Genomic DNA, 24,475 nt, shown 5'->3' with positions numbered 1-24,475 from the left:
AACCTATAACCGCTCGTAGCGTTCGAGATCCATCGTAATCGCGAGGGTACCTGGTGCTGCCCGCTGCATAATCTCGTGTGCTCGCTCAACCTGTGAATCTTCCACTCCAACCAGCAGAGTCGTGTTGCCACGGCGCAAAAAACCACCGGTTGTCGCCAGACGTGTCACCCGGAAGCCAGCGGTAACCAGGGCATCGACCCCGGCATCCGCGTAGGCGTCCTCGGTTACGAAGATAATCAACTTCATACTCACCCTTTCGCTTCTGCAAGCAGTTGCTGCCGAGATTATACGGAGAGCTGGCGTTATCGTCAATGTTTTGTATTGTTGGGCAATGACTGGCGTGCTATCATTGTCGTAGGTGTGAGCGGGTGTGTCGTGGCGGAGATAGCACGATGTTGTATCTGGAAGTTACAGCAGGAGGCGGCTATGCCAATACCGGTAGGTTTACGTCGCTTTGCCGACCGTCGTGCAGCCGGAAAGGCACTGGCCTGGAGTCTGAGCCACTATGCCGAACGTCCTGGATTGCAGATTTTGGCTTTGCCCCGAGGCGGTGTGCCAGTTGCTTATGAAGTGGCGAAGGCGTTGTCGGCACCACTCGATGTTTTGCTCGTGCGCAAACTCGGTGTGCCTGGTCAGGTTGAGCTAGCGATGGGAGCGATTGCTGAAGGTGGGGTACGGGTGCTCAACCACGAGATTATCGCCGATTTGTGTATCGCGCCCCAGGTGATTGAAGAGGTAGCTGCTCGCGAACAGTTGGAGATCGCCCGTCGTGCTCAAACCTACCGTGGTCAGCGTCCACCACCTGAACTGCGCGATAAGACGGTTATTATCATTGACGATGGTCTGGCAACCGGTGCTACCATGCACGCAGCAGTTGATTGTGTGCGGTTGCACCAACCACGGTGGATTACGGTTGCGGTGCCTGTAGCTAGCAAAGAAGGAGTGCGCATGGTACGTTCGGTGGCCGATGATGTAGTGGCAGTGTGGACGGTTGAACCGTTTTACGCCCTTAGCTACTGGTACGACGATTTTCGCCAGACCACCGATGATGAGGTGCGAGAATTGTTACAAGCTGCGCAACCGGCAGGTGCTGTGTCCGATCACGAGGGAGCATGATCACGGTTTGTCTACTTGGTTCGCCGCGAATTGTCGTTAACGATCAACCAATCTCGCTGCCACGTCGGCGTAGTCGGGCATTGTTTTACTACCTCGCTACGCACACCCGTCCGGTATCACGCGAACAGGTTTTGTCACTCCTCTGGCCCGATCACGAACGGGGAGCAGCACAGCAGATGTTGCGTTCAACGCTGTATGATATCCGGCGGGTATTGCGGGAAGGTTTAGTTACCGACGAAGAGTGGCTGGCACTTGAGGCAGTGGTAGATGTGCGTCATTTACAAACCCTGGTCGCCGCTGCACAGGTCGATGCAGCGATGCTCTTGAATGCGTTGCCTACTGGCGATGTGGAGTTCCTGGCGGGCTTTGCGCTCCCCGATTGTGAGCCGTTTCAGCTCTGGCTAGAGGCTGAGCGTGAACGAACACGAGCGTTGCTTGCCCGCGGTTGGTTGCGGCTGGCTCGCTTGTATGAACAGCAGGGTGATATGGTGCCAGCACTGGCCGCGCTCGATCAGGTGCTCAAGATCGATCCGCTCCAAGAAGATGTGCAGCGCGATGCGATGCGTCTGGCGTACCTGAGCGGTGATCGCGTAGGGGCTATCCGTCGTTTCGAGCGCTTGCGCGATCTGCTCGATCAAGAGTTGGGCGTGCCACCTATGCGCGAAACCCAGGCTCTGTACGATGCCGTTATTACCGATTCACTCGCTACGTCGCCGACGATACCGATGCGGCTGCGTCCGTCCTTGACCAATGGCTCATTCCCTTTCACCGGTCGGGAGCTTGAATTGGCAACGTTGCACTCAGAAGCACGTCCTGGCCGGTTGGTGCTCATCGAAGGTGTCCCCGGGATCGGTAAGACACGGCTGGCAGAGGAGTTTTTCACACGACGGGGTGGCTTGGTGATGATTGGCGCTGCCCGTGAGCTGGAACAACATCTGCCCTATTTGCCGATCAGGAACGCATTACACGATCTGATCAGCCGCCCTGACTGGCCGCTTCTGCGTTCGCAATTACAGCTTGCGCCGATCTGGTGGCATGAATTGGGCCGCTTACTACCCGATCTGGCCCCACCACCGGCTGGTTTCCCCGATGAGGCCCGCCTCTGGGAAGCAGTGACCCGTCTGTTGCTTGAACTGGCTCGCCATACTCCTGTAAGGTTTTTGTTCGACGATCTGCAATGGGCTGATGTCAGTACGCTTGGTCTGTTAGGGTATCTCTTGCGACGGAGTGCCGATGTTGATCTCTTGGTAGTGTCCACCAGTTGTCCACCTGAACCACGGAGCGCGCTCGCTAGTCTCATCCGCTCGCTGGTACGCGAAGAACGGCTGTTTCGCTTACCGATTAATCGTCTTGACCAAACAGCCGTGTTGGTAATCGCTCGTCATCTGAGTGAACCGTTCGCGCACCCGTTGGCCGATTGGCTCGAGCAGAGCGCCGAAGGCAACCCCTACATTATCGTCGAACTCATTCGTCATGCCCGCACTGCCGGTTGGCTCACCGATAACGGGATGGTCAACATCAGCACATTATCGGCGCAACCGATCGTACCGCAGACGGTCTCTAACCTGATTGAAACTCGTCTGAGCCGACTTTCGGAAGCAGCACGGCGTGTTCTTGATGCAGCCGTCCTGGTTGGGCGTGAGTTTGAATTTGGCGTTGTTGCCAGGGCAGCCGCTCTGTCCGACGACGCTGCACTCGCTGCGCTCGATGAATTGCTGGTAGCCCGACTGATTGTTCCGCTTGCAGATGGTCGATACCGTTTCGAGCATAGCTTGACAATGGAGATTGTGCGTCGTGATGGCGGAGGACTGCGCCGGCAGATGTTGCATCGGCGCATCGGTGAAGCACTTGAAGTGCTCTACCGCGAGCAGATTGATGATGTCGCTGGTCAAATTGCCCTTCATTTTACCAAAGGCGGTTGGCGAGAACGTGCAGCCGGTTATGCACTTCGTGCAGCAGAGCGTGCCGCATCAGTAGCTGCGTGGTCGGAGGCGGCTGAGTTCTACCATCAGGCCCTGATGGGCGTACCGGTGAATCAACGTGCAGCCGTTTTGATAAAACTGGGTGATGCACGGCTGCAATCCGGAGCAGCAGCTGCGGCAGCCGAGGCCTTTCGTGATGCAATGGCAGCCGCGCAGATGCCAAACGATGCGCTCGTTGCCCGACTGGCGCTGGCACGGGCACTGATCCCTCAAGGTCGCTATGCCGAAGTGATCGAACTGGTCAGTCAGCTTGACTCTGCCGCCGATCCGTCCGCGCAGGCAACCGCTCTCTTTCTCTGGGGAACGGCACTCTCGCTTGAAGGTGCCGATCTGGCTGCGGCTGCTATGCGGTTGTTTCAGGCCGAACAGATACTCCGCACCCACGCCGTCACTGATGGGGCGGCACTGGCCCACGTTAATTTCGAGTTGGGGAACGTTGCGGCGCAGCAGGGTGATCTCGACACGGCGATTGCCCGCTACGAGCAGGCCTGCCGCATTGCCGATGAAGCTGGTACGCAGGCAATGACCTGGCGGATCTTATCGCGCAATAATCAGGCGTATCACCGGTTGTTACGCGGTGAAATTGAGATGGCTGCGGCGATGATTACCGAGGCGCTAGCGTTGGCAGAGGAATGGGGAGCACTGTCGTTGCAGCCCTATCTCCTTTCGACTGCCGGTGAAGTGGCGCTGGCGCAGGATGATGTGACAACTGCCGCTGCACGATTTCAGCAGGGATTAACGCTTGCCACGCAGTTGGGTATTCCCGAGCGGATTGCCGGTATCACCGCGAATTTGGGGCTGGTAGCGTTGCGCCGTGGCGAAACGACCTGTGCCGTTCACTATCTCTCTTCGGCACTGGCCCAAGCCGATACGCTGGGGGCACGCCATCTGGCGGCCCAGATTCGTATCTGGCTTGCGCCTCTCTTACCAGCAGGGGAAGCGCGTACCCTGCTCGCCGAGGCGCACGAGATTGCTGAAATCGGTGGTCGTCGCCTGTTGTTAGCTGAGATTGAGCGGCTGCGGTCAGCGTTCACCGATCGTGAAATTGCGATACGTTGATCGGTGAATGCTCTGTTTAGAGCCTATCCGAATAATTGTCTCACCGTACAGCGAATGAAACCTGATAAGTGTACGGGCGCAGCGCCGCTGCGCCCCAACCGAATCTTCTTCTGCGACAAGGTATTCCGGATAGGCTCTTAGTGCTCGTGTGAAACACTCTTCACCCGTTCTGCCTCAGCAGCGATTCGTGCTGCTACTGCCTCTGCCTGCTTGCGGGCTATTTCTGGCATCAACGTGATGCTCTCGCGGGCACGCCAGCAAGCGGCAAAATGCCCATCGCCATAATCGACAAATGGCGGCTCTTCTTCCTTGCACTTCTGAATAGCGATCGGGCATCGGGTGTGGAAATGGCAACCTGATGGCGGATTGAGTGGACTCGGTACATCACCTTCAAGAATGATCCGTCGGCGCTGCTTTTCTACTTTAGGATCAGGAATGGGGACTGCCGAGAGCAAGGCCTGGGTATAAGGGTGCAGCGGCATTGAATAGAGCTTTGGCCCTTCGGCCAACTCGACAATCTTGCCGAGATACATTACTGCAACCCGATCCGAGATATGGTTGACAACACTCAGATCGTGGGCAATAAAGAGGTACGTCAGGCCAAGTTTATCCTGCAATTCTTCAAGCAAGTTAACTACCTGCGCCTGAATTGAGACATCGAGCGCCGATACTGGCTCATCGCACACGACGAAATCTGGTTCAACGGCCAGGGCACGGGCGATACCGATGCGTTGCCGCTGACCACCCGAAAATTCGTGCGGGTAACGGTTGGCAAAAGCTGGATTAAGACCAACCAGGTGTAACAGTTCTTCGACCCGTTCACGGACTGCCCGCCCCTCACGTAGTTTATGGACACGAATTGGTTCGGCAATAATATCACCCACCGTCATTCGCGGGTTGAGTGAGGCATACGGGTCTTGAAAGATCATCTGCACTCGCCGCCGCATCTGGCGCAGAGCATTCCCTCTCAGCTTCGTGAGGTCAATCCCCTCAAATAGCACCTGACCGTCAGTTGGTCGGTACAGTTGCAGAATTGCTCGTCCAGTCGTGCTCTTCCCACAACCAGATTCACCGACCAGGCCGAGCGTTTCACCACGTTTAATGCTAAAACTGACCCCATCAACCGCCTTCACCGTACCAACCCGCCGTTGAAAAATGATTCCGCGGGTGACCGGGAAATACATCCGTAAATTTTTGACTTCGATGAGATGTTCGCCTGATGGTGATGTTCCTGTTGTCATGCTTTGCCTCATCTACTCAAGCTGCAACATCGGTGGTCGCTTGTCTTGGAACAGGTGTATCCAGCGTAATCTCGAAATGACACGCTGCCCGATGATCGTTGCCAACGCTCCGCAGTTCGGGCACACTGCTCAGACATTCTTCGCGAGCGTAGTCACAACGCGGACTAAAAGGACAAATCGGCGGCAGATCGATCAAATTCGGTGGCAGGCCACGAATCGGGGTCAGGCGTCGACCACGTTCTTCATCGAGTCTTGGGATGGAACGGAGCAATCCAATCGTATACGGCATACGTGGATTGGCGAAAATCTCACTTGTTGGACCTTCTTCAACAACTTTACCGGCATACATGACCGTCACCCGATCAGTCATACCGGCAACAACACCAAGGTCGTGGGTGATCAAGATCACTGCGGTTTCAAGCTCTTCACGCAAGCGATTGATCAGCTCAAGAATCTGGGCCTGAATGGTGACATCGAGGGCTGTCGTTGGCTCATCGGCAATCAGTAGTTCGGGGTTACACGAAAGGGCCATCGCGATCATGACTCGTTGGCGCATCCCGCCCGAAAACTGGTGAGGATAGTTATCAAGTCGTTTACTGGGGGAGGGGATCCCAACCATGTCAAGCAGCTCGATGGCGCGATCGCGGGCCTCTTTTTTACTCAGCTTCAGATGTAATTCAAGCGATTCGGTAATCTGGCGGCCAATCGTCAAAACCGGATTGAGCGATGTCATAGGGTCTTGAAAAATCATCGCAATCCGATTCCCGCGAATATGCCGCATCTCTTCTTCACTGGCCTGGAGCAGGTCTTCACCATCAAACAAAATTTGCCCGCCGACGATCTTGCCTGGCGGATTGGGGATCAACCGCATGATCGAGAGGGAGGTCACCGATTTGCCACACCCCGACTCGCCGACGATACCGAGTGTCTCACCACGATTGACATAAAAAGAAACACCGTCAACCGCTTTGACGATGCCATCCTGGGTATAAAAGTAGGTGCGCAGGTCACGCACTTCAAGCAACGGGGCCATAAGACCGATCCTTTACTGTACCACTCTGTACATCACGCTGATGTCAGCAAGAAAATGTGATTTACCTTGCTATGACGCGGATATTGAGGATAGTACCACAAAAAATCAGTTAGTGTCAAGGGAGGGGGCAACGTTCACGGCGTTGTCAACAGGTGCCTCCTCTTTGGCAGTGGTGAGGTATGAAGGGCAGAGGAAAGAGCAATCGTCTCACGGTACGGCAGATGACACCTGATAGCTGTACGGGCGCAGTACTGCTGTGCCCCAACGATCTGCTGCTGCGACAGGGTATGCCGGATAGGCACTGAATAGCTTTCTGTTCCGAACGTGGTGTGCGACCAGCCCTGATCCGCTCACCCCTTCCTTCATTTCTCTTTTCTCTCTTGTAAGGGTGGGTTTCACCCCATAAACGCTCCCTTCCTCTCTTAGATTGAGAGAAAGGGAGCCTGGGGCACAGTGAGGAATACTCACCCAATTACCAGACACGTCGGCCCGGAATATCAAAGGTTGCCGTGCTGATAATATCAATAATTGTCGGTAGATAGTTGATCAAGATCAAGACAGCGGCGACTGCCACCCACACCAGTAGGCGATCAAGAACCTTCGGTGCGTCTTCGGGTCCAGAAAGAGCACGGGCGAAGGTAATATCGGGCACTTCGGCTAGCTTCTTGCCTCTTGTCAGGGTCATGATCATGTTGAGGTAGTAGAAGATGGCGCTTACAAACATGATCAGACCCCCAATCATGGCGAAGAAGAGGAAGAAGCGCCATTCATCTTGCACGTAAGGCGCACCGCCAATGTCGGAACGACGTGGCATTCCACGCAATCCCAGCTCATGCATGAAGTGCGAGAAGAGACCCATGCCAACGAACCATAGCCAGGCTTGCGCTACGCCAAGGCTCCTACTCCAGAGCGCACGTCCGGTCAGATGGGGGACCAGCCAGTATGTGATGCCCATAAAGCTCAGTGCAACTGCTGTTCCGACCGTTAGATGGAAGTGCCCCGAAATCCATGAAGTATTGTGTACAACCAGGTTGACGTTGTACGAAGCGTTAACCAGACCGCTAATTCCCCCAAAGGCAAAGAGCATCATGGCCACGAGCTGGGCCGAGATTTCCGGTTTCCCCCATGGCAGGTTGAAAATCCAGGCCAGCCAGCCTTCACCGCCATTCCGACGCCCGGCATACTCGAGTGAGGCCACGACGTTAAAGAAGGTCAGCAGACTGGGGAAGAAGACCCCGAAGGTAAAGACAGCGTGTACTAGTTTCCACATCTCCGAAATACCGGGGTCGGTCACCTGATGGTGCATCCCAATCGGGATTGACAGAATCAGGAAAAGGATGAACGAAACCCGTGCCATAGGGTCGCTGAACAGCTTACCTCCAGCTTGGGCCGGAACCAATGTGTACCACGAGATGTAGGCTGGCAGTAACCAAAAGTAGACAATCGGGTGTCCGGTAAACCAGAAGAGGGTACGGGCTAATACTGGATCGGTCCCTCCTACCAGGCCCAGTGACCATGGAATAACCAGGAAGATCATTTCGCTGGCTACACCAATGGTCGCGATCGTCCACATCAGCATGGTGACGATGGCCATAAACGCTGGCAGCGGCGTGCGTTGACCGGGATTATCGGCCAGCCAGGCATTCCGAGTCAGGATCATGTTCACCAACAAGAGCCACGTCCCGGCGACCACCATTGTCAACCCAATGTAGAAGAGTGAGTCGGCTTTCAATGGTGGGTAAAAGGTGAACATCACGGTAGCGTTGTTGGTGAGCAACGGGATGGCGGCTAGCAACAGACCGCTAACCATCACCCAGAGCGTGGCCCACGCCAGCCGACTACTGGCCAATGGCCGATTGAGAGCCTTGGCAAAAATGTACGTTAGAAAGCCAATAATGTAAAAAGTGGTGAAGACGAGAACGTTGAGCACCCCATGCACGGTCAGGCCCTGATAATAGCCCCCGGGCAAGAGTGGTTTTGCCGGTGTGTAGAGATCAAGCCCGTTGTAGCGCAAAATTTGCAATACACCCATCAATCCGCCTACTGCCAGTGCGGCAAGGGCGATAAAAATGTTAATCCCGGCAAGTTTGCGCTCGACGCTTAAATCAGCGCTGATTGCTAACGGGCGGGCACGTGCTGCAATACTGGCCATGCAACTCTCTCCTTTATTCCAGCCGAGCAAGTCGTATGCTCAGTTCACAATAACCTTGCCGAACATCACATGATGACCGGCGCCGCAGTATTCATGGCAGACAATCAGATATTCACCGGGCTTGTCGAAGGTGGCTGTTACACGCGAAACCTGGCCTGGAATGACCATCACATTGACAGGGACACCTTCGATCTTGAAGCCATGGATTACATCTTTGCTGGTCAAGACGAATGTGACCTTAGATCCGGCCGGAATTTCTATCGTATTGGGAACAAACATAAACGTTTGCGCCAGCATGATGGCCTCATAACGCCCAGGCGCAATCTCACGTAAACCGGTCTGACTGAAGGTGGAATCAGTACCTGCCACTACCGCACTGATACTCACCCGGCCGGCTGACGTCGGTACTCGAACCCCAACTGCAAAGGCGGTAACTAAGATGGCTACCATCATCGAGACAGGGATGGCAACACTGGGCAGAATCCAGGCTACCTCGAAGAGGTAGCTGATAAACTTTTTGTCTTTCATGACGCTGGTATCCCTCCGTTGTTCAACAAGGTCAGATACACCTGCATCCACAAGATACTCAGGGCGAGCAAGAAACCGAGCGTGATCATCAGTGCGCCACGTGGTGGCTCATGATCGTCATCATGCTCGTCTTCCGATGGGCGGCGATAGCTTGACATCCTGTCCTCCTCTTCTATTCCGGATAACACACAAATAGATGAGACGCTTCGTACACGAACCGCATCGCTCCCTGGCTACTCATCTCACGTGCGATCAGGTCGATGTCACGGAGTGCAATCTCCAGGGGTGGACCTTCGGCTGGGTACGAGGTGCGGATCACCCCACTGGGATCAATCAGAAATGTGCGCCGTTCGGCGTACAGTTTGCCGTTCTCGTCAGGTTCGGTGTAGTACACCCCCAGCCCACCACCGACGATCATTTTGATTTCGCGGGGATCACCAGTAACAAATCGCCAGCTCTGCGGGTCAACCCCCAGTTCGCCGGCCAGTGCCGACAGGTCGGCGGGTGTGTCGTGAACAGGATCGAGCGTGATAGTCAGGAAAATGACCTCACTCCCCAATCGACCACTGCTTTGAAGTACCTTACGTAGCTCAAGCAGACGTCGGGTCTGCTCTGCACATTCCTCCCCGCATCGCCGGTGCATCAGGCTCACGAATACCATACGCCCGCGTAGATCACTGTCGAGCAAACGGCTGCCCCGCTGGTCGGTAAGCGCGAATGGTGGAAACTGTTCACCACGCGGCAATACCTTGACCGGTCGGGCAATGACAAACCAGAGCATCGTTGTGAGCAGACCAACCAGTACTGTTGAAATGAGTGCTATTCCCAGGCGCATGCGGTGACCTGTCTAGCTCTATTGCTTGCAAACCGAGTATACCCGCCTCTTTTCCCTTGCGGAGTAAAGCGGTTATAACAAACAGTTGTAGTCTTGCAACAATTTGTGTCTGTATTCACAGTGAATGCACATACGATGTACTAGTAATTCCTTTTCTCGAAAGCTCGTGTTGGCTACATCAATATGTGAGGAATGAAGTGTGACTCGATCCCAGGTCTGAGAACACGTAGCCCGTAGCGGGCGTATCTGAGAGAGTGTCTGAAATGTATCTGGTGCCCTTGCCAGGGATTGACGGAATGATTGGCTTGCTGAAATCAAGTCTCAGTGTTGTACATAACTCAACATTTTTCAGACACACTCTGAGAGTTTCCTGCCTGGCAGTTGCCTGTGTCGCTCGCGTTCAGCACACCTTGGGACACAGGTTTGACACCTGTTCCTTCCGTAACGATCGTCGGGTGAACACCAGAGCAGACTGCGTATTTGCAATATGGAAAAGTCATCGTTGTGCAAACGTTCTGTGCTGGCGTGCGGTGAGCTGCATTTTTCAGTCCTGTTACCGTTTGCCCCTTTCGCTCCCATTGGAGAAGCCTGTTGAAACGCGCTACCATTTGCTCCTCAGTTGTTGTCTCTCTACTCAGAACGAATAAGCTCTCTCTGTACATACCGTTTCACATCGTTACAATCGGTATGGCCGGTCTCTGTACGGCGTTCCGGCACGCCAGTAATCGGCTAGAAGGAAGTGATATGACGCAAAAAAAGATTGTTGTGATTGGGAGTGGCTTTGGAGGTTTGAGTGCTGCGATTCGCCTGGCAGCTCAGGGCCATGAAGTAACAATTCTCGAGCAGCGTGATCGTCCTGGTGGTCGGGCTTACGTGTATCAGACCAAAGGTTATACATTTGATAGTGGTCCGACCGTCATTACCGCCCCGTTTATGTTTGATGAACTCTGGCAGTTGGCCGGTAAGCGTCGTGAAGATTATTTCACCCTCGAACCATGTCGGCCATTCTATCGCCTGTTTAATCACGAGGGGCGCTATCTCGAATACGGTGAAGATGAGCAGGCTTTACTCGATCAGATTCGGCAGTGGAATCCCGCCGATGTTGAGGGGTATCGCCGTTTTATTGCCAGTACGCGACCTATCTTTGAAAAGGGTTTCAGTTTGATTGACAAGCCCTTTCTTCACTTTAGCGATATGCTGCGCGTTACCCCCGATTTGATCCGGCTCAAATCGCATCAGAGTGTATACCGCTTCGTTTCCCAGTTTTTCCAAGATGATTTTCTCCGCCGTTGTTTCTCATTCCATCCGTTGTTTATCGGTGGTAATCCCTTTGATGCCACGTCGATCTATGCCATGGTACATTATCTCGAACGACGTTGGGGGGTCTATCACGCACGCGGTGGCACTGGCTCAATCGTAAAGGCAATGGTGCAGCTCTTCACCGAATTGGGTGGTCGTCTCGAATTGAACACCAAAGCAGTTGAAATCGTGATTGACGGCCGTCGAGCACGAGCTGTACGTACCCAAGACGGGCGGATGTTCCCTGCCGATGTAGTGGTATCGAACGCCGATGTGCCACAAACCTACATGGCGTTGATCCCACCACGGTACCGTAAAGTGCAAACTGACCGTCGGCTACGCCGGATGCGCTACAGTATGTCGCTGGCGGTGATTTACCTGGGCATTAATCGCCGCTATGACGATGGTCGGTTGGTCCAGCACAACATCATCTTTAGCGAACGCTACAAAGGCCTGCTCGACGATATTTTCAACCGCAAGCGATTAGCCGACGATTTCTCGCTCTATCTGCACCGTCCGTCGCACAATGATCCGACGCTGGCGCCGCCTGGGCACGAGGCTCTTTACGTCCTGACGCCGGTTCCCAATCTGGCTGCACCAATCGATTGGTCGGTAGCCGGGCCGCGCCTGCGTGAAGCGATTTTAACCTTCCTCGAAGAGCATTATATGCCTGGTCTCCGGCGTCATATCGTGGTTGAACATATGGTCGATCCGAGGTATTACCGTGATGCACTAAATAGCTATCTGGGGGCAGGGTTCTCTATCCAGCCACTCTTAACGCAATCGGCGTGGTTCCGTCCGCACAACCGCTCGGAGGACATTGATAATCTCTACCTGGTCGGCGCCGGTACCCATCCTGGTGCTGGCTTACCCGGTGTAATTGCTTCAGGTGCGATTGTTGCCAACCTTGTGGGTCAGGAACACTCGTAAGCCTATCGTAGTGGGGCAGTAATTTTACTGCTGCCTCACTCGCGTGCTCCTGTTCTATACCCTCTGTATAGCGAGTAAACGCTGCTTACTTATCTCGTCTCTTCCCTACCTCATGGAACAACACGTAAAACGCGATACCAATACCTCCCAATCCCACCAAACCGACGAGTAAACTGATCAGATCATCTGGCCAGTGGTAGACAGCCGAAGGTGTAGCACCGGGAATAAACTCGCGCCCATACCACCAGCCCAGCCCGATGACGATACTGGCTACGAGCGCATAGAGCACGCGCTGCCATAGCCCCGGCGCCTGCCAGATACCCGGCAGCATCCGACCGAGCACTATCGCCAGCAACAACGCCTCGGCCGAATTCGCAATGCTGAAGGCAATCGCCAGACCGCCGATGTCACCGCCACCGGCAAGCAATACCACACCTAACCCGATGTTCATTGCTACTTGCGCCAATCCAATTAATACTGGAGGCCAGGTGCGCTGCATCGCATAAAAGGTACGGATCAGAATCTCGGAAGCGGCAAAGGCCGGTAAGGCACACGCATATCCGGTGAGGGCAGCCGCTGTATAACTCAGCGAAATCGTGTCAAATGCCCCCCGTTCAAAGAGTAGTCGTGCCAGTGCTGGGCCAAGGGTGAGCAGACCAACGGTTGCCGGCAAGGTGAGCCAGAGAATACGTTCCAGCGTTGATCGTACATCATCGATCAGGGCACTGAACTGTTGATCTGCTACCAGGCGGGCTAGACGAGGGAAGGCCACGGTGCTCAGGCTAAGTGCAAAGATGCCGTATGGTAGCAACATCAACTGATATGCCCAGCGTAATCCAGCCAGTTTGGCGTCTCCATCAGGTAAACGGCTTGCCAGGACCAACGTGGCTACGATACTTAGATGCGCTGCAGCCTGTCCGATCACTCTTGGACCCATCGCCTGCGCTACTTTCACAAGTTCGGGCAGATTACGCCCTAAATGTGGCCGTAGGCGCATCCCCAACTGCATAAGGACTGGGATCTGGATCAGCAAGTATCCTGCTGCGCCGATGACGACACCCCAGGCCATACCCCAGATGCCTAGCCAGGGCGCCAGCAGGGCGCCACCGGTGATCCCAAGGTTGTAAATGCTAGGCGCTATGGCCGGCATCGTAAAGCGATCGCGGGCATTAAGGATCGCCATTGCCAAACCTCCTAATCCCAGCAGTAACGGTGAGAGCAGGAACAGTCGGGTGAGGGCAATGATCAGATCAAGCGTTGCCGCCGAGAAACCTTCACCGCCGTACAGCATTGGTACCAGCCAGGGCGCAACGGCAAAGAGTACCATACTGGCGATGCCTAAAGCAATCAGCGCCCACGTGACCACAGCACCGGTCAGGTCCCATGCTCGTGTTGGATGTTCTCGTTCCCACAGTTCGATAAAGACCGGGATAAAGCTACTGCCGAGCGCCCCGCCAATAATGACCAGATACAACAGATCGACAGTGCTGATAGCAGCTCCGTAAGCGGCCATCTCGGCTGAGGTGCCAAAATAGTAAGAGGCAACAATATCGCGGATGAGCCCCGTCAACCGACTCAAGATGAATCCAGCCATGACGATCAGGCTATAGCGTTGTGTGCTCAGGCGTCGTAGGATAGAGCTTAGTTGCACGGTTGGCATTCCTATGCTATACTTCACAATTAGCGCGGCGAGCAAGCGCTCGCCGCTTCACGTGTCACATAACGCGCCAATTATATCCGAGGAGTTTAGCCTTGGCGAACACAAAGTCTGCAAAAAAGCGTATTCGGAGCGATGCGCGGAAGCATCTGCGAAACAAGTCGTACCGCTCGCGGGTGAAGACGATGATCAAGAAGGCCGAGCAGGCTCTGGCAAGCGGTGTTGTTGATCAAGCTGCTCTGCGTATGGCGTTCAGCACCCTCGATAAGGCAGCAGTAAAAGGGATTATTCACAAAAACAACGCTGCTCGTCGCAAGTCACGGCTGGCCCAAAAAGCAAAGCGAGTGGCGCTGGCTGCGCAGGCTGCACAGTCCGGTTCTGCCGCTTGACACTGTTTCGATGACAGCAGAGGCAACGCACAGTTCGCTGTGCGTTGCTTTTTTCTGCCAGCGAAGTTCCTTTCACGCTGCCATGCTTCGCTACCGAACCGTACCGCTTTCAGGCGAGGGCAGCGCAATCTTCACGCCCGGCCCACTTGACCCCGTTACCGCTTCCCCTTCGGCTGCTGAGCCTGACATAGTTCCACTACGAACAGTTCGAGCGCTGTTTCGGCCTGCATTCGCCCAGTTTTGATCGCGTGATCGAGTTCAAGCAAACGGTCGTGGGCATTGATCAGCTCGTCAATGCTAAAATTACGTGCCTGTTCAGTTGCCTTTCGCGCTACAAACGGTTTCAGATTGAGTTCACCGGCGATCTCTTCAGGTTTGCGGCGTTGGCTGATCAGGTGTCTGACATGCAAGAGGATACGAATCTGACGGGCCAGCATGAACAGAATATACTGTGGTGCTTCACCATCTTCCATCAGTGCCCGTGCACCACGGAGCGCTGAGGCCAGCCGTCGTGAACTCAGTTCATCAATAAAGGCAAAGAGGTTTTGCTCTTGTTGATCGGCAACCAGTCGTTCGACAGCACTTTGATCGATTGTTCCATTGCGGCCAACGTAGTTAGCCAGTTTGGTCAGTTCATTAACCAACAGGCGACTATCGTTTCCTGCCAGATCGACGAGGCATTGTGCTGCCGTAGAGGAAATGCTTACGTTCAGCAGCCGTGCCCGTTGCTCAATCCAGCGCAAAAGTTCTTGACCGGTGAGCAAGGGAAATTCGCGAACAACGCCATGTTTGCTGAGATAGGTAAAGAGGAGATGACGGCGATCAATCTCTTCTTGTTCAACAAACACCAGATCACAGGTTGCCGGTACCCGTGCGCAATAATCGCGCAGCTCTTCGCGCGCTTTTCCGGCTTTACTGTGCTTTAATGCATCGTAGACAATTACCAGCCGTCGTTCGGCCAAAAAGGGGTGCGCTTCACATGCAGCTACCAGGTGTTCGATGGTCAGCTTTCGACCATCGAGCACACTCATGTTCAGGTCGGCTACTTCTGCCGGTAGCCGGGCGCGGAGGCTGGCAATCTCCTCGCTCCGCGCCAGCTCATTAGGACCGTAGAACAGGTAGATCATCGTTCCGCTCTGCATCAAGGGCTTTCACAATTGCGATCATCAATCGGGCTGCACGCTCGATTACCGTTGGCTCGATCACCGGCTGTGCCTGCGATACAGCCTGGACACTCAGTGTGCGGAATCCACGTCGCCGAAAAGGCGATAAGATGCCGTCATAACGTGCCTGAGTGCGTGGCTCCAGATCAATGATCGGGTCGTTGCGGTCGGCCATCATCGCCAGGTGGTAGAGCAGCGGATCGGGATGTTCCTGGTGAAGAAGACCACTGCGACTGATCACGATGAGTTGATCGCCGGCGAGAGGGCCTAGCCCAACCACCAGGGTGTTCGTCGGATCAAACGGGTAGCGATCAAGCAAAGCCGGTATTCCATACGGATCACAGTGGGCTGCCCCCACCGCGATGGCCCATACCTCAACGTGATGGGTTTCGGGGAGCTGTTGACCGATCCGCACCAGGGCGGCCAGCGCCGCCAGCCCGCCATCAGGGTGTGCTAATGGAGGTTGGTTCCAGGCTGCCCATAGCAGGCTCATGCTACCGCCAAAGGCGCCAGCGCTCAAGAGCCAGCGCCACTCTGAACCCACCATTGTTGCGCACGCAACAACGACCGGCAAACAACTTATCCCTAGCCGCGCAAGCAATCCTGCACGGGTCGGTGCAATCAGGATGCTCAGCCCGCGCCAGGCCGGTGGTGTGTCGAGTGGCGCCAGGATCACAAAGCGATAACGGGGCAGGCGCGGCATTTGAGTCGTTGCTTCTACGATGGGGCGAGCGGCAATAATATGTTGACTGGTATGCCGTCGTTGCCATACCGGCAATGGTGCGTACAGCCCGTCAACCAGCAGCAACCCCATCAGCCACAGACTCAGGATCAGGCTCATTGGTGGTTGCCAGGCGGCCAACATTACCGCTCCCATCAGGAGGATCGCTACCGGTACTAGTCGAACCCCTGGTCGATGAACGGTAGACAGCGATCTGGTGTCAACACTAAAGCCCACCTGACGCAGGCGGGCATTGATTTGCGCTGCGGCAATCGCTTCTGCCGCCGAGGTTGCGATACGCGGACCAATTTGCTCGGACAACTCAGCCAGCAAGCCGGCGCCATCTGTCATTCTAACCGGCATTGTTTTGTCACTACCTCTACGGTTTTGGTGTTGGTGGTAATGGAGTATTCGTTGGATTAGTAACCCACGGTGCTCTAATCGGTGTTGAGGTTGCTGGTGGTGTCAGCGGATTTTCTGGCAAGCCGGGGAGTGGCGATGCTGGACGTTTACAGTCGGTCTGGCCGGGCAGACAGAGCAAGAGAACTAGGTCGTAGCGAATAAACTGGTTACCGATGTCACCCACGTTCTTCACCTGCACAAAGTAGAAACCATCGACGTTAGGAGTAAACTCAATTTGTGAGTCGAGCGTATTACCGCCTGGGATGTCATCGTTAATATCAAGGATGCTGACTCCATCGCGGTCAGTCAGAACGAGCACGGTGTCAGCTCCAGCCTGGGTATCACCGTTCACTGTATTAGAACCGCGATAGCGCCGGGTGTCGGTGTAGATGACGTACCGTTTCCCACTTTTGGCGAAGAACGTGACCCAGTCGGCATCACCACTGGGACACAGGCGGCGGTTCTCCTGAACTTCATTCGAGGTAATTAACCGGGCTTGCTCGGGGAGACCATCTGGTTCAAAGATATCCAGACAGACAGACTCAACCGTTGCCGGAGTCGGCCCGGTACTCTCGTCGAGCAGTACAATCACATACGAATAATCAATCCCGCCTCTACCGGCAGTATCACGCACTCTAATGTAGTAGCTGTCGTCAGCCGGAATACGTACTGTAATACGTGGTCGTGTATCACCAGGGTTCGGATTAGCCGGATCACGATTGTAGAAATCATCGTTGAAGGCAACTCGGTTAAGCTTGCTATCGAGCAACTCTAGTGATAAATCGATGCCCGGTCGCATCAACGGTACATCGATGGTGTAGACTTTCCCGGCTACGCCACCAAAGTAGAGCCAGTCTTCGTCGCCAGTCGGACAGATCACGTGTTCTTGCGGAATCTGAACATCAATGCGTTTCGCCTGGGCGGGGAAGTTATCCGGTTCAAAGCCATCACTACAGATGAACGCCGGTGTTGGGGTTGGTGAGACCGGCGATGCAGTTGGGGTTGGTGAGGGCTGAACGACCTGCACAATAATTCTGAAAAGCGCTGTCACACTTGGCGCACTGGTGCGGAATCCGAATATATCAATGATATAGGTGCCAGGTGTGGTGGTAGACGGAACGTCAAAGAAGAAGGTAAAGCTCTTTGACGCATTCGCCGCAATAGGAACCGGTTGCCCAGGTGAAATCGTTATCGGTGACCATCCGGCTGGCATTGTGGCGGAGATACCAAAATTATCCGCTGCCCCCTGATTTTGAAGTGTGGCATTGACAGCAACAGATATCTGGCCTGCCTGCGCGGTTACATTTACTGAGGTTGGTGACCATACAAAATCAATAACTTGCGTTTCTGGGGCAGCAACTACCGGAAACTGTTGCAAGGCAAGAAGCATTATTAAAAGGGTAGCGCATGCTGCAATAAAGAGATGTTGCGACCGTTGCGAGCGTTTCATGCTGCTTGCCAGCTCCCATTGCGTGCAAGACAACGAATCCACGCTCATTATACGCTGTTGATAGGAGTAGTGTCAAACGTTTCTTTTGCAGAGCAGGGATTTTCGGCGTTTTCACCCTGCTCAGGGAAGGGGATGAGGAAAAAGAAACGAGTGTAGGGCAGCGCATTCCCAACCTCCCCGCAGTGCATAAAGAGACGTGCAGCTTCCGCTGACGCTCCCTATTGGCTTGCCGATCATGGCCCGTCACCGCATTGTGGTGATGAGTTTACCGCCTCTTGGCTTGGGAAGATGCTGTGCCAACTGATATGTGCGGGTAGCGGCACCGTACAACTTAGAGCCTATCCGAAAAATCCCTCATCACCTCACGACGGAATGAACCGCGGCGATGGATGAAAGACGATTGCGAGCAGTGTCACCTCTTTGGGCCAGAGGGCGAGGCGCCGTTTTGCCCCTACCGGTGGCCACGATGATGGTCACGGAGCGCCGATCCGACCTATCCTGTTGCAGCAGATCGGTCAGGGCGCAGCAATGCTGTACCTGTCCATCCATCGCTGGGCTTCATCTGTGACACCCTGAGATGATTATTCGGATAGGCTCTTAGATGAACAAGAACCCTGATTTCTTATTGGGAACGTACTGTACCCGCGCAACCATTGCGTGAGGGTGCCAGGAGGAAGGTGCGGGAGCCAACCATCCCCCCTTCCTCTCCCGCAGAGCGGGAGAGGAAGGGGGCTAGGGGGAAGGTGAGGGGCCAACCTTCCCCTTCTATGCGCTATTCTCCTGCTGTTGTCGCGTCCGGTCATTGAAGGTCACCCGAAGCGAGAAGAGGCAATGCATAGCGGTAAACACTGCGCCGAACAAGCGTGTCTGAATAGTGTCTCGCTCGGTGAGGAGAGAGACAACGAGTGGCACCGGTACACGAGACAAGGTTGGAAGCTGCCCGTCAGGGATGAATGCCTTGAAGGAATAATAAAAATATCAAATATTGATAATTAAAATGTCTATACTCAAAGTATAGAGTCTCTTTCTCACAATACATGCTTCTGGAATTACACTGTAACATAGCGGAGAGTATTGTTATCGTAGAGCGCCAGCACGGCGCAGGAGGGAACCATGGACATCACGATTGAGGTCGTTCATGGCTGGCGCTTGCTTGCTCGCGTGCGCGAACTAATCGTGGAACCGAGCGTGCAGCGGTTAATCCTTCGGAATGAGCAAGGTGATACGCTGTTTGTCGTTGAAGGGACGACCTTGCGTTCCGTCACAACCACGCGCCCAATTCTGGCAGCGGTGAAAGCGGTTGCCGATGAGCTGCCCCGTGTCACGCTAGAAGTGGTACGAGATGAGGGTTTGGCGCACGAAGTGGGTGTTGCGACGATGAGCGAGGAGTTTGATCGGGCTATCGATGTGGTTGAGCCGGTGTTCGAGCGGTATTGATACCGTAGCCAGGTGACGACGATGGATCGGGAACGGTGCTCTACCCCAACAGTGTCCGTTCCCGGAAAAAATGTTATTTCTCCACAGTGCCAACTGTAACCGGTGGGAGCGGGTAGGCTGCCTGCCCGTGCGGCGCATGCGAACGCAACTTCCGACAAACGTATTTTTCCCAGTGATGTGCAGGATGAGTTCCTACTAAGCATTGGCATCGGCGATGGTAAGGCAGGTAACGGGTTCGTGCCATTTCTGTCAAACACAGGGCAGAACTCGTCGGTGAACACAGGTATTTGTCATGAAGCGGTTGTCTTTTTGCTGAGGACGTTGATTAACGTTGAGCAAGCAATAGACTGATGAGCGGAAAAGCATGTTGGAATGTCGCAAACAAAAGCCACATTGGTAGTTTCCAATTGATAAGGAATAGCACGATTCCGATCCAGACAAACGGCGTTTGATGGGTTTCTGGATCGATTCTGGCGGGCGATAATTGTAAAAACCAGAGTATAGTGAGCGAGATACAGGTTATGTGGATGCTGATGAATCGTCCGTAGTCGGCTGCAACGATGAACAACGGGATCGTGAGGACAATGGTTGCGCTGAAACATAATCCGATCAAGAACAGTACGGTTCTTGCGAGGCGTTCCCATAGTTTATACGAATAAACGACGTACAGGATCGGTATAACACTTAATAGACTGGTAAGAACGTATACAACAACTGTTTCAGGGGTAGTAAACAATCTGGTAAACTGAATTCCGAAAAATGTGTCTTTTGTTAAAAAGGTGATAGCACCCAAATATTCACCATGAGAAAGACAGTCTCTCGGTGGGACCGGTTGAATAGAACTACAGAGAACCTTCCACGTAGTCTCATTAATCGTTGGTCGGGTTACCAGCAGTATGGCGACGATCATACTTGGAAGCAGGGCCAAGAGCGTTCGTCGTGCTAGCTGACCAAATCGTCGTTCATATAAGATGACCGGTATGATCAAATATGAAAGGTATGCTACCAGCATTTCATGGATGAGCACGAGTACGATAGCGCTTATTCCAATAAGAATAGGCAAGCTGAACCCTTTTGGTGTTGATCTTTGCAGATAAAGGCAGGTGTATACCAGGGTAATATAGAGAAACACCTCCTTTCGTACACTAACGTAGGGCCATGACCAGACAGTAAAGAGAAGAAACGCTGGTGAAAAAATTAATGCGACAGTTGCTGGTGATAAAGGACTTTCCTTGATAAGGAAATATGTACTATAGAGGAATACTGCAAAGACAATAATTTGGGCAATGATCGTAAGATGTACGACATTTATCGACAAGAGATGTGAGAGTTGGAACAGGATTTCACCCAATAGACCACGCCGAATAAAACCTCCTTGATAGTTAATGAGCCATTCTCCTAAAATCCATTCGTGCGGTTCACTGGTTTGCCACAAAAGGTGGGCGAGGTAGATTTGACTAAAGAGTGCTACGTGTATCATCGTGAATATTGCTAACCGAAACTGTTTCTGCACCATAGTTTTGCTTGAAAAATACGCGATCGATAGAGATGCACCTGTATTGCTGTATTCCAGGTGTAATATTACCGCATATTGTCAGTTTGATCGGTAGAATGTCGCTTCTTCAGGGCGTTTCGATGTTTTCATCATACTCAGGAGCGGTAATGATTGCGGGACGAGTAACGCAAAACGTGCGCAGAAGCGACAGTTTCTCGTTTCAGCAGCTGGCTGCGGCCTGGTTTGCCGTTCCCTCGCTGATGATGCCGGTCAACATATGGTCGAGGCGGGTTTCACCCCTCTCGTCTCTACCGAGTGCAGTGGGGAGCGATGCAGAAGCTGACCGACCATTCACCGCTTCGCTACAGAAGAATCCTCCTCTCCCATCTACTCAATGCTCGTTCCGCTTAGAGCCTGATCGGAAACCCAGATTTCTTATTGGGAACGTACCGCGCCCGTACAACCATTACGTGAGGGGTGCCAACGTTCTTTCTCATCAGCTATCCCCCTAGCCCCCTTCCTTTTTTGTGGGAGAGGAAGAGGGCCAGGGGGAAAGTGAGGAGCCAGTTCCCCGCCAACGTTCCCCAAACCATTCTGGAGATGCCATGGTCGCCCCTCATCGAAAGCTCAGGTTTTCGATCAGGCCCTCAGACGTATTCGGATTGACGATAAGTGTGGTATACTATTACAGCACAATTATCGTGCTCAGTGAGGAGAAACCTATGTCTGCACAAGCTCCCGCCGAACTCGACCTGGCGGTTGCATCTCTCATTATGGTGCGACCTGATGAGGATCGCGCCGAATATGAAGAACAGTACGAAAGTGTGGCTGCCGTCCAGGATCAATTGCGCGAGTTCGGTATTGATATCGATCTGCTTAGTCAGCCCGGCGTCGAGATTTGGGAAGGGTCGATTGAGACCATGGGTGCTCTGTACCAGTTGGCCCGGATGGCGGCTCACCTTGAGCGCGGAGACGATCTGGCGCCGATCATTGCTGATGGTCCGGTACTTGAGGAAGACCTTGACCGTGCTGTGACTGATGTTTGGGATGAGTTGGTTCCTAGCCGCTATCGCCACCTGATCAATTTGCAGGGAATTAATAGCTATTATTTGCCGGTCGATTTTGCCGATCCTGTTTACTTGCCCTTTGAGACTGACGACGGCGAAGAAGATCAGGCATTCTTCGGCTCGTCGGTACAGTTGCTACGTGAACTATCGGAATTGGCTCCACAATTGATCAAGGCCGGTGTTTCGCCACGTTCTGATGCGTTCCGCTGCCTCGAATCGCTGCGGGAAGCGGCGCGACAAAGTGTTGAATGTGGCTTGCCGGTGATCGTTTGGTAAAGGCGCCATGCAGGATGTTATCTTCTTTGACCAGCGCCCCCGTCCTGATCGTGATCAGACACCGCGTGAGCGGCGCTATTACGTCTGGACGGTCGGGTGCCAGATGAATATCTCTGATTCTGAACGGCTCGAAGCTGCATTGCAGGGTGTGGGCTATAGTCCGGCTGCTCGCCCTGAAGATGCCAGCTTTATTGTGTTGAACTCTTGCAGTGTTCGCGCCTCGGCTGAAGAACGTATTCTCGGTAAGCTGGGTGAATTGGTGCGAGTCAAACGTGCTCATCCCGACACACGGATTGTGCTCTGGGGATGCATGGTTGGCCCGAATAATCGCTCGCTCTTCGCCGGGCAGTTGCCGATGGTCGACTATTTTGTCTCGCCTTCGGCTGTTGATGAGGTAGTGGCGCTGGCGCCAAATCCAATCTATACACTTGATGAGCCAGCTTTGCCCGTGCGCGATTGGTCGCATCCACCGGTTTCGGTGCACGTACCCATCCAGTACGGTTGCAATATGACTTGTTCTTACTGCGTGATCCCGTTGCGTCGGGGCCGCGAACGGTCGCGACCGTTGACTGAAATTGTTGATGAGGTGCGTCGCATTGTTGCCCGTGGGGCAAAAGAGATTACTCTGCTTGGTCAGATTGTTGACTCGTGGGGCCACGACCTTCCTGGTCGCCCTGAACTGGCCGATTTGCTTGAGGCTGTTGATCCGACGCCGGGTTTGTTGCGCTTGCGCTTCCTTACCTCCCATCCGGCCTGGATGACCGATCGTTTGATTGAAACGGTTGCACGCTTACCGCGTTGCCAGCCCGAGATCAATCTGCCCGTTCAGGCTGGTTCTGATCGGGTGCTTAAATTGATGCGTCGTGGCTATACGGTCGCTCGCTACAAGGCGCTGATTGCGAAGATTCGCGCTACTATTCCTGATATTTCACTGACAACCGACATTATTGTTGGTCATCCCGGCGAAACCGAAGACGATTTTCGTCAGACGATGGAGCTGTGTGCCGAGATTGGTTTTGATAAGGTACATATCGCTGCCTTCTCTGCTCGACCGGAGACGCGGGCTGCTGAAATGGAACAAGACCCGGCACTTGCCGTTCCGCCTGAAGTTAAAGAGGAACGTCGCCGTCGACTCGAACAGTTACAAGAGCGGATTGCCACCGAGCGTATGGCACGTTTCCTTGGTCAGACGGTAGAGGTTCTGGTCGAGGGTGAAAGTAAGGGGAAATGGCGTGGTCGTACACCCGGCAATCGCCTGGTGTTCTTTAGCCATCCCCAAGACCTGACCGGCCAGTTGGTACCGGTGAAGATTACCGCTACCAGTCCATGGTCGTTGCAGGGAGTACTGCAACGTGATGATTCGGTTCATACTCAGCACGAGGAGAATAACCTTGTCAAAGCAAGATGAAAAGATGCGCATTCGTCGCCGCCTTCAGGAAAAGGCGATTGAGCTGGCTGCCCTTAACCGCTGGCAAGAGGCGGCTGAGTTGAATCAACAGTTGCTGCGGGTAGGTGAAGATGTTGAAACCTACAACCGCCTTGGTAAGGCTCTCTTTGAGCTGGGAAAGTATGCGGAGAGCCATCGTGCCTATCAGAATGCGTTGCGCCTGAACGCAGCTAACCCGATTGCCCGTAAGAATGTTGCCCGACTTGAGTCGCTGTTGGCCCGTGGTATCACCGAGGCACCGATTACGCGCTCGACACGTCAGCAGGTCGATATGCGCATGTTTATCACGGAAACTGGGCGTACTGCACTGACGTCGCTGGTAGATGTGCAACGTGGTCCGGCGGTTGATGCTCTGATCACGGGTGAAAAGGTAGAATTGCGGGTCGATGGGAAGATGGTCTATGTCTTCGACCTCGATGGTAATCTGATCGGACGTATTGAGCCGAAGTTAAGCCATCGTCTCGTTGAGCTAATGAATGGTGGCAATCGCTATCTGGCCGCAGTGGTGCAGTCCGATTCGCGCAATGTGCGGATTCTCATTCGTGAGGTGTATCAAGACCCAAGCCAGCGTGGACGGGTCTCCTTCCCCGGTAAGCTAGGTGAAGGGGCTACGATCCTATCGTCACTCCGCTTCGACGATTACGAAGACCTGCTTGAGGAAGAAGAATTGATTGAGGAGCCAGAAACCTTTGATGAGGATTTTGTCGGCAGTGATGAGGAAGAAGAGATTGGTCTCGATGAAATTGATCAAGATGTCGCCGACGACGATGATGGTCTTGAAGAATGATTATTACGC

The 24,475-nt window shown here is 53.8% G+C and carries 20 protein-coding genes; 8 read left to right on the top strand and 12 right to left on the bottom strand.

Features of this window, described 5'->3' with window-relative positions:
- Window positions 1-3: 3 nt before the first annotated feature.
- Window positions 4-246, bottom strand: a complete 243-nt coding sequence (locus QTO31_RS02465; protein WP_031457970.1) for a cyclic-di-AMP receptor — start codon at window positions 244-246, stop codon at window positions 4-6.
- Window positions 247-426: 180 nt separating this feature from the next.
- Between QTO31_RS02465 and QTO31_RS02460 the strand changes: the two genes are divergently transcribed.
- Both QTO31_RS02460 and QTO31_RS02455 read left to right on the top strand, forming a co-directional pair.
- Entirely contained in the window at window positions 427-1,116 is a 690-nt protein-coding gene (locus QTO31_RS02460) for a phosphoribosyltransferase (protein ID WP_031457969.1), read from the top strand.
- Window positions 1,113-4,157 carry an ATP-binding protein gene (locus QTO31_RS02455; RefSeq protein ID WP_301427984.1) on the top strand — a complete coding sequence of 1,015 codons (3,045 nt, stop codon included), beginning with the start codon at window positions 1,113-1,115 and terminating at the stop codon, window positions 4,155-4,157. The genes QTO31_RS02460 and QTO31_RS02455 overlap by 4 nt, the downstream gene beginning before the upstream one ends.
- 137 nt (window positions 4,158-4,294) lie before the next feature.
- Here the strand turns inward: QTO31_RS02455 and QTO31_RS02450 are convergent, their stop codons facing one another.
- The 6 genes from QTO31_RS02450 to QTO31_RS02425 all read right to left on the bottom strand — a co-directional run bounded on the left by QTO31_RS02450 (window position 4,295) and on the right by QTO31_RS02425 (window position 9,946).
- Window positions 4,295-5,398, bottom strand: coding sequence for an ABC transporter ATP-binding protein (locus QTO31_RS02450; protein WP_031457967.1), 1,104 nt, complete (start codon window positions 5,396-5,398; stop codon window positions 4,295-4,297).
- Between the two features lie 16 nt (window positions 5,399-5,414).
- Window positions 5,415-6,431 carry an ABC transporter ATP-binding protein gene (locus QTO31_RS02445; protein WP_031457966.1) on the bottom strand — a complete coding sequence of 339 codons (1,017 nt, stop codon included), beginning with the start codon at window positions 6,429-6,431 and terminating at the stop codon, window positions 5,415-5,417.
- A gap of 472 nt (window positions 6,432-6,903) precedes the next feature.
- Window positions 6,904-8,583 (bottom strand): cbb3-type cytochrome c oxidase subunit I, encoded by a 1,680-nt coding sequence (locus QTO31_RS02440; protein ID WP_031457965.1) that lies wholly within the window; start codon window positions 8,581-8,583, stop codon window positions 6,904-6,906.
- Window positions 8,584-8,622: 39 nt separating this feature from the next.
- The gene (locus QTO31_RS02435) at window positions 8,623-9,111 is read right to left on the bottom strand and encodes a cytochrome c oxidase subunit II (RefSeq protein WP_031457964.1); all 489 of its coding nucleotides are present in this window, start codon (window positions 9,109-9,111) and stop codon (window positions 8,623-8,625) included.
- Window positions 9,108-9,269 carry a hypothetical protein gene (locus tag QTO31_RS02430; RefSeq protein ID WP_152555975.1) on the bottom strand — a complete coding sequence of 54 codons (162 nt, stop codon included), beginning with the start codon at window positions 9,267-9,269 and terminating at the stop codon, window positions 9,108-9,110. The genes QTO31_RS02435 and QTO31_RS02430 overlap by 4 nt, the downstream gene beginning before the upstream one ends.
- Window positions 9,270-9,283: 14 nt before the next feature.
- Window positions 9,284-9,946 (bottom strand): SCO family protein, encoded by a 663-nt coding sequence (locus QTO31_RS02425; protein WP_031457963.1) that lies wholly within the window; start codon window positions 9,944-9,946, stop codon window positions 9,284-9,286.
- A gap of 744 nt (window positions 9,947-10,690) precedes the next feature.
- On the opposite strand from QTO31_RS02425, the gene QTO31_RS02420 reads away from it, so the two are divergent.
- Window positions 10,691-12,175, top strand: coding sequence for a phytoene desaturase (locus tag QTO31_RS02420; protein ID WP_031457962.1), 1,485 nt, complete (start codon window positions 10,691-10,693; stop codon window positions 12,173-12,175).
- 85 nt (window positions 12,176-12,260) lie between these two features.
- On the opposite strand, the gene murJ is transcribed toward QTO31_RS02420, so the two are convergent.
- Window positions 12,261-13,826, bottom strand: a complete 1,566-nt coding sequence (gene murJ / locus QTO31_RS02415) for a murein biosynthesis integral membrane protein MurJ (protein WP_031457961.1) — start codon at window positions 13,824-13,826, stop codon at window positions 12,261-12,263.
- Between the two features lie 101 nt (window positions 13,827-13,927).
- Between murJ and rpsT the strand changes: the two genes are divergently transcribed.
- Window positions 13,928-14,221, top strand: coding sequence for a 30S ribosomal protein S20 (gene rpsT / locus QTO31_RS02410; RefSeq protein ID WP_031457960.1), 294 nt, complete (start codon window positions 13,928-13,930; stop codon window positions 14,219-14,221).
- Window positions 14,222-14,376: 155 nt separating this feature from the next.
- Here rpsT and holA read toward each other — a convergent pair whose 3' ends face one another.
- From holA to QTO31_RS02395, 3 genes are read right to left on the bottom strand one after another with little or no spacing between them, the layout of a single operon-like run.
- Window positions 14,377-15,348, bottom strand: a complete 972-nt coding sequence (holA, locus tag QTO31_RS02405) for a DNA polymerase III subunit delta (RefSeq protein ID WP_031457959.1) — start codon at window positions 15,346-15,348, stop codon at window positions 14,377-14,379.
- Window positions 15,323-16,468 carry a hypothetical protein gene (locus QTO31_RS02400; RefSeq protein WP_301427983.1) on the bottom strand — a complete coding sequence of 382 codons (1,146 nt, stop codon included), beginning with the start codon at window positions 16,466-16,468 and terminating at the stop codon, window positions 15,323-15,325. The genes holA and QTO31_RS02400 overlap by 26 nt, the downstream gene beginning before the upstream one ends.
- Window positions 16,469-16,484: 16 nt before the next feature.
- Entirely contained in the window at window positions 16,485-17,957 is a 1,473-nt protein-coding gene (locus QTO31_RS02395; protein WP_301427981.1) for a PPC domain-containing protein, read from the bottom strand.
- A 1,113-nt stretch (window positions 17,958-19,070) separates the two neighbouring features.
- On the opposite strand from QTO31_RS02395, the gene QTO31_RS02390 reads away from it, so the two are divergent.
- Entirely contained in the window at window positions 19,071-19,394 is a 324-nt protein-coding gene (locus QTO31_RS02390) for a DUF4342 domain-containing protein (RefSeq protein ID WP_301427979.1), read from the top strand.
- A gap of 325 nt (window positions 19,395-19,719) precedes the next feature.
- On the opposite strand, the gene QTO31_RS02385 is transcribed toward QTO31_RS02390, so the two are convergent.
- Window positions 19,720-20,910: a hypothetical protein gene (locus QTO31_RS02385; protein ID WP_301427978.1), complete on the bottom strand. Its 1,191-nt coding sequence runs from the start codon at window positions 20,908-20,910 to the stop codon at window positions 19,720-19,722.
- Window positions 20,911-21,611: 701 nt separating this feature from the next.
- On the opposite strand from QTO31_RS02385, the gene QTO31_RS02380 reads away from it, so the two are divergent.
- Genes QTO31_RS02380 through QTO31_RS02370 form a run of 3 tightly spaced genes read left to right on the top strand, consistent with a single transcriptional unit; the run spans window position 21,612 to window position 24,466 of the window.
- A complete protein-coding gene (locus tag QTO31_RS02380) occupies window positions 21,612-22,232 on the top strand; it encodes a hypothetical protein (protein ID WP_031460480.1) in 621 nt (206 codons plus the stop codon).
- 7 nt (window positions 22,233-22,239) lie between these two features.
- Window positions 22,240-23,640: a tRNA (N6-isopentenyl adenosine(37)-C2)-methylthiotransferase MiaB gene (gene miaB, locus QTO31_RS02375; RefSeq protein WP_301427977.1), complete on the top strand. Its 1,401-nt coding sequence runs from the start codon at window positions 22,240-22,242 to the stop codon at window positions 23,638-23,640.
- Window positions 23,618-24,466 carry a tetratricopeptide repeat protein gene (locus QTO31_RS02370; RefSeq protein WP_031460478.1) on the top strand — a complete coding sequence of 283 codons (849 nt, stop codon included), beginning with the start codon at window positions 23,618-23,620 and terminating at the stop codon, window positions 24,464-24,466. Before miaB ends, QTO31_RS02370 begins: the two co-directional genes overlap by 23 nt.
- Window positions 24,467-24,475 lie beyond the last annotated feature (9 nt).

It is taken from the genome of Chloroflexus sp. MS-CIW-1, from assembly GCF_030444705.1.
Lineage (GTDB): Bacteria > Chloroflexota > Chloroflexia > Chloroflexales > Chloroflexaceae > Chloroflexus.
Note: the sequence above shows the minus strand (reverse complement) of the source record. Positions and strands in the feature narration are given on the sequence as shown.